At 45.1% G+C, this 6,029-nt stretch carries 7 protein-coding genes and 1 other RNA gene; 1 reads left to right on the top strand and 7 read right to left on the bottom strand.

Translation table 11 applies throughout. The features are described from left to right. Window positions 1-91: 91 nt before the first annotated feature. The 3 genes from ftsL to mraZ are packed head-to-tail and all read right to left on the bottom strand — an operon-like array spanning window position 92 to window position 1,841. The gene (ftsL, locus tag HUJ19_RS02040; protein ID WP_290621945.1) at window positions 92-451 is read right to left on the bottom strand and encodes a cell division protein FtsL; all 360 of its coding nucleotides are present in this window, start codon (window positions 449-451) and stop codon (window positions 92-94) included. After that, the gene (gene rsmH, locus HUJ19_RS02045) at window positions 448-1,383 is read right to left on the bottom strand and encodes a 16S rRNA (cytosine(1402)-N(4))-methyltransferase RsmH (RefSeq protein ID WP_290621946.1); all 936 of its coding nucleotides are present in this window, start codon (window positions 1,381-1,383) and stop codon (window positions 448-450) included. Before rsmH ends, ftsL begins: the two co-directional genes overlap by 4 nt. Before the next feature lie 2 nt (window positions 1,384-1,385). Then, window positions 1,386-1,841, bottom strand: a complete 456-nt coding sequence (gene mraZ, locus HUJ19_RS02050; RefSeq protein WP_018625348.1) for a division/cell wall cluster transcriptional repressor MraZ — start codon at window positions 1,839-1,841, stop codon at window positions 1,386-1,388. A 510-nt stretch (window positions 1,842-2,351) separates the two neighbouring features. Between mraZ and HUJ19_RS02055 the strand changes: the two genes are divergently transcribed. Next, window positions 2,352-3,302 carry a glutaminase gene (locus tag HUJ19_RS02055; RefSeq protein WP_290621948.1) on the top strand — a complete coding sequence of 317 codons (951 nt, stop codon included), beginning with the start codon at window positions 2,352-2,354 and terminating at the stop codon, window positions 3,300-3,302. Between the two features lie 23 nt (window positions 3,303-3,325). On the opposite strand, the gene HUJ19_RS02060 is transcribed toward HUJ19_RS02055, so the two are convergent. The 4 genes from HUJ19_RS02060 to rsmI form a co-directional block, all read right to left on the bottom strand. Continuing rightward, entirely contained in the window at window positions 3,326-3,742 is a 417-nt protein-coding gene (locus tag HUJ19_RS02060; RefSeq protein WP_290621949.1) for a DUF2784 domain-containing protein, read from the bottom strand. A 367-nt stretch (window positions 3,743-4,109) separates the two neighbouring features. Next, an RNA gene (rnpB, locus tag HUJ19_RS02065) (RNase P RNA component class A) lies at window positions 4,110-4,466 on the bottom strand. Window positions 4,467-4,557: 91 nt separating this feature from the next. Then, window positions 4,558-5,052 carry a DUF3016 domain-containing protein gene (locus tag HUJ19_RS02070; RefSeq protein WP_290621950.1) on the bottom strand — a complete coding sequence of 165 codons (495 nt, stop codon included), beginning with the start codon at window positions 5,050-5,052 and terminating at the stop codon, window positions 4,558-4,560. 101 nt (window positions 5,053-5,153) lie between these two features. After that, complete coding sequence (gene rsmI, locus HUJ19_RS02075) at window positions 5,154-6,020, bottom strand: 16S rRNA (cytidine(1402)-2'-O)-methyltransferase (RefSeq protein ID WP_367273952.1); 867 nt, start codon at window positions 6,018-6,020, stop codon at window positions 5,154-5,156. Window positions 6,021-6,029: the final 9 nt, after the last annotated feature.

Genomic DNA, 6,029 nt, shown 5'->3' on the forward strand with positions numbered 1-6,029 from the left:
GCACCAAAACCGCACAACAATACCGCAATCATGACGTAATAACGCCATGTACAAAGCGGTACTGTTTTTAATTTGCGGTTTTGTACTTTCTTCATTCTTTACCTCTAACCGAGGGTGTAATTAACACTTCGTCTCTTGAATCTAACTGCTTCATTTGTAAGCGTTTTTCAGCAAGTGACTCGACTCTGCTGTGTTCTGACAATGCGCTCTGCTCAAGGCTCAGTTTCTGCCATTGAAGATCCAGCGCTGTCTGCTCATCTTCCAATTGCTTAAGGGCTATGGTTGCCTGACGCATCTGGTGCGTCTGATGAGCAATCACCACACCTGAAACCACCACCAGAACACCTAAAAATATCACTCCAAAGCGGCGCAGCACTGTTGCCATCAAACTGTAAAAAGGCCATAAGCTATTGGTCTCTTTGATTTTTTCTTTTACTTTGGCGGGGCTCATGCCAGCTTCTCCGCCACGCGCATAACAGCGCTTCGTGCTCGAATATTACGCTCCAGCTCACTGTCGCCAGCTTTGGTGAATTTTCCTACTTTCTTCATGCGGCGATTGATCATGTCTTCCGTGATCGGTAAACCAGGTGGAAAATCCTGGCCCTTTTCCTGCTTCTGGATAAACTGCTTAACGATACGGTCTTCCAGAGAGTGAAAACTGATCGCTACCAGGCGGCCACCTACTTTTAATACGTTTAACGCCTGTTCCAAAGTATCTTTCAGGTCATCAAGTTCACGATTTACGGCAATACGAATCGCCTGGAAGCAACGAGTCGCCGGGTGCTTATGTTTTTCCCAGCGCGGATGCGCCTCAGAAATAATGTCTGCCAACTGTTTAGTACGCGTAATCGGTGACTTGGCTCTTTTCTCAACAATGGCGCGAGCGATGCGCTTGGCATAACGCTCTTCTCCATAGTTTTTGAAAGTCCACACCATGTCTTCCTCATCCGTATCGGCAATCCACTGCTCAGCGGTTTGACCACGCGTAGTATCCATACGCATATCCAGCGGCCCATCCTGCATAAAGCTGAATCCGCGCTCGGCCTGATCCAGCTGTGGCGATGAAACGCCTAAATCCATCAAGACACCGGTTACTTCACCTATCCATCCACGCTTGCTAACCTCTTGTTCTAAAAGAGAAAAGCTTTCATGCACAATACTGAATCGGTCATCTTCCTGCTGCAGTTGTTCGCCCACTGCAATGGCCTGTAAATCTTTATCAAATCCAATTAAGCGACCCTCCTGTGACAGGTGTGACAAAATGGCACGGCTGTGTCCGCCGCGACCAAATGTGCAATCTATATATATGCCGTTCGGGTCGATCACTAAAGCCTCCACTGCTTCATTTAGCAGGACTGAATCGTGTTCTTGTTCGGTGCTCATAACTAGAACGCCAGTTCAGGTAAACTTTCTGGATCCAATGGCCCCTCAGCCAACGCTTCAACATCCTGCTCAATCTTCTTGTGCCAATTCTCTTCATTCCAGATCTGGAATGTTTTGCCTTGGCCGGCTAGAAGCAATTGTTTTTCCAATTGCGCGTATTCACGCAGGACAGGAGGCAGTAGAATACGTCCATTACCATCGATTTCATGCTCTGATGCATGACCGAGTAACATACGTTTAATACGGCGTTGGTTAGGGTCTGTGTTAGAAAAAGTGTCGAGTTTTGCTTCGAGTTGTTCCCAGTGGGGGAGCGGGAAAAGTAATAAACACGGGTCAAACAGGTCTATAGTCACCACAATTTGATTGGAGCAAACATCTTCAAAACGCGAACGGTACTTCGCCGGAATGGCGATGCGACCTTTCGCGTCCATATTGATTGCAGTTGCTCCACGGAACATGGCTCTATGTAAACCCCACTTTTGACTCGTTATGCCAAAACCGAAAGTGCTACCCGGTTTTCAGCTGTTTTATGCAAATTGGTCGTTGATCTTCACTGATCCCCTACGATCCACTTTGCGACACTTTTCTCCACTTCTCTACACTATATGAAGTTTGCATGAGTTTTGCAAGGCAAATTTGCATGGAAAATGTGAAAAATGTCCTTATTTGACAAACACTTAGCGAAGTTAGTCAGCACTAACAAACAGGTAAAAATAAACTGCTTATTTTTCAGAAAATTAGGTAGGGAAGTTAGAATTTACTTTAAGTTAGAGGGAGCTATTCACTAAATTGATGGTTCTGAGGCTAAAAAGTGTCTGCTTTATGCCAATCCAAAGGTCAAAAACTCTATTCATAAGCAGCATGAAGCCACTTAATTGATATAACCTATTGATATAATGGTAATCCAGGCTAGCCAGAAAGCCTGGCGTTCAATAGACTGGGGGAATACGCACCAAAACCTACCGAGTATGAACTACAACGAAATATTCGAAAAAATCGCTGCGGAGCTTAAAACTTATGACCAAATAGGCCAGGTAGCGACTTATATTCCCGCTTTGGCTAAGGCCAATCCCAATAAGTTTGGTATGTACCTGGTGACCAGAGACGGACACAGATATCACCATGGTGATACCGACGAGACATTTTCCATCCAGAGTATATCCAAAGTTCTGTCGCTGGTTTATGCCTTCAAGCTAGTTGGTAACGATTTGTGGAAGCGCGTTGGAGTAGAGCCCTCAGGTAGCCCCTTTAATTCTTTAGTCCAGCTTGAGTACGAACAAGGCATCCCTCGCAATCCGTTAATTAACGCCGGCGCCATAGTCATTTGCGATATTCTGATCAGCGAATTGGAAAACCCTTATCAGGACTTCATCAAGTTTCTGCGCTCACTGGCGGGTAACCCCGATATTGATTACTGCAAAACCACTGCTGAATCTGAAAAGGAATGTGGTTTTAAGAATAATGCCCATATCAATCTGATGAAATCCTATGGCAATATCGAAAACGACGCTGAAGAAGTATTGGATTTTTATTTCCATCTTTGCTCGATTGAAATGTCATGCAAAGATCTTGCTCAGACCTTTATGTTCCTCGCCAATGGCGGCAAAAACCCGCTCAACAACAAGAGAATATTAACCGCTCAGGAAACCAAACGTATCAACTCCATCATGTTGCTTTGTGGCTTCTATGATGAGGCAGGAGAATTTGCTTTCAGAGTTGGGCTACCCGGTAAAAGTGGCGTTGGCGGCGGTATCGTAGCCATCTACCCAGACCAATACAGCATTGCGGTATGGAGCCCTGGGCTAAATAGCAAAGGCAATTCTAGCAAAGGCATCAAAGCACTCGAACTCTTTACCACCATTACCCAGTCAAATGTTTTTGGCCCCTCGCCTATTTTTGATGAGTTGGAGTACGAATAGGAAATGCCTTTACACTAACTCTTTTATCCCAATGGTCTGGATCTAAATGATCTGGGCCTCACCCAAAACCAGCTTACCAATATCAAAGCACCGAACAGAGTATAAGCAACGACGAACATCCATTGTGGGAATTGATAATACAGAAGGTTTTCCAGCCAATGGGATATAAAGGTGTCTTGATAACCAACCTCACCCGCCTTTTGCCGCAGTGCATTTTCCCAAATGGTCAAAGGGCAGATAACACTAAACCACGACTGAATCACCACCACACCAATCGCAATTAAGTGCGACAGGCGGAACCAGGGATTCCGCACCCATGACCATGAGCAAACGCCACCAATTAGAATCAATACCAATCCAACCACCACAAACACCACGAACAGTGCATGAGCGACAAGGATCAAATCGGCTAACAAAATGTAGAAATCAGAAGAGTTCATGGAATTAGTATAACGCTAGCTGGTTAGTTGATGTAGGTTTGGGAGGAAGTACAACAATTATTTCTGAGGCTAGAAAGCGTAGGATTGTACGGACAACTCATGAGTTATCCCTACAAATGACTTAAACTTCAGAAGGTAGAGTGTATTACGAAAAAAATAAGCTTCCCGGTAAGCCGCTTCTCTTGTGAAGAGTGTGTCTTGGACAGTCATTTCGTTCGAATGACTAATACTGAAATGTTAAGAGTTAATGATGTAGTAAAAAAATAAGCTGGCCGATAAGCCGCTTCTCTTGTGAAGAGTGTGTCTTGGACAGTCATTTCGTTCGAATGACTAATACTGAAATGTTAAGAGTTAATGATGTAGTAAAAAAATAAGCTGGCCGGTAAGCCGGATTCTGTCTAGGACAGTCATTCGTCTAGGCCATGGATCACTCCATGGCTCAAGCAACCTACCCGGTTCCAACGCGAGCCACGCCATACGGAACCCTATTTGGTCTTGCTTCGGGTGGGGTTTACCTCGCCACATACTGTTGCCAGCAGTGCGGTGCGCTCTTACCGCACCATTTCAACCTTACCTGTGAATCTTGCGATTCCATCGGCGGTATACTTTCTGTTGCACTTGCCGTCGGCTTGCGCCGCCCAGGCGTTACCTGGCACCCTGCTCTGTGAAGTCCGGACTTTCCTCTCCCTGCCAAAAGGCAGGCAGCGACTGTCTGGCCAGCTTGTGAGCAAGTTTAGTCTTCACCGCTGAAAAAGCAAGCAAAAATAAAAAGGCAGGCTCATTGGCCTGCCTATAATCGCGGATTTAGCAAACTCTTATTTAAACTGACTCTCGATATTCTCTTCAAACCACTGCTCGAACATGTACTTTTCATAATAAAAACCATCCTTGCGATACTGTGCAGGTGTCCGAATCCGATCCAGGAAGTTCATATCTTTTAAAGATTCTGAACCTTCTTTCAAAATCTTGCCTTCTGCATCAACCAGCTGATAATCGAACTTCATTTTTGGGAAGTAGATTCTTTCTACCAGGCGATACTCGCGAATTCCGCCATATCGGACATCACCAGCCAGATCGAGATCGGTAATACGAAACTCAAACACAGTTCCCTCAGGCAATTTTTCACCAAGTTCTGTAAATGACTTTTCCAGACTTGTTTTCACACGCTTATAGAATGCTGATTTAGTTTCAGCGGCTGGCCTAACGTCGATAAAGTCATCAAACTCACCCCAGCTCACTTTAACCTCACCGGCAAACGCAAAAACAGGAAGCACCAATAAAGCGGCTACTGCTGATTTTAAATATTTCATAAATAACTCCAGTTCGGCTAGTTCTCAATAAATTCTTGGCTAAGAACTTTTCGTTACCTAATAAGACTTGATTCAAGACTAGAAGGTGACACAAATCTGTTTTACGCTTTTTGCTCCAGCGCCCATTGATATAAGGTTTTTTTCTTTAGACCTGACACCTGAGCGGCAATTTTAGCAGCCTTATTGGGTGGTAATTCTTCCAAAAGCGCCAGCATCAGCTTTTCAGTGGCGAGATCCATTGCTGCGAGCTTATCATCAGCACCAGCGACCATCACTACAAATTCACCTTTCTGCTGATCAAGATCCTCTGCCACCTTCTCAATCAGACTTGAAGCCATGCCTGAAAGAACCGTTTCAAAGGTCTTGGTCAGCTCGCGAGCAATCACTAACTCCCTATCGCCCAGTATCTCGTACAAGTCTTTTAAAGACTCCAGAATGCGATGCGATGACTCATAAAACACCAAGGTTTCCCTGTTCTGTGACAAATCATTGAAAGCCTGTTTGCGGCCAGAGGATTTTGCCGGCAAAAAACCCCAGAAACTAAAACTATCGGTAGCAAGGCCAGCAACGCTAAGAGCTGAAATAATAGCGCTGGGACCGGGGACCGGACTGACCCTGAATCCCTGTTTTCTTAGCTCACGCACCAGTTTAAATCCCGGATCTGAAATTAAAGGAGTACCAGCGTCTGAAATCAATGCTATGGTCTGCTTCTGCCTGAGCTTGTCAGAGATTTGCTCAATGCGAGCCATTTCATTGTGCTCATGCAAAGACATCATTGGCGTATTTATTTGATAATGTTGCATTAGCCGCTGGCTATGACGCGTATCTTCGGCGCAGATTAGATCAGCATCTCTAAGCGTGCGAATGGCCCGTGCAGATATGTCTTCGATATTGCCAATTGGCGTGGCAACCACAAATAAAGTGCCTAATTGTGCCGATGCTGTATCACTTTGTGCGAATTCTGCCATAGCTTTTTT

Source organism: Kangiella sp. (assembly GCF_014762745.1).
In the GTDB taxonomy this organism is placed as follows: domain Bacteria; phylum Pseudomonadota; class Gammaproteobacteria; order Enterobacterales; family Kangiellaceae; genus Kangiella.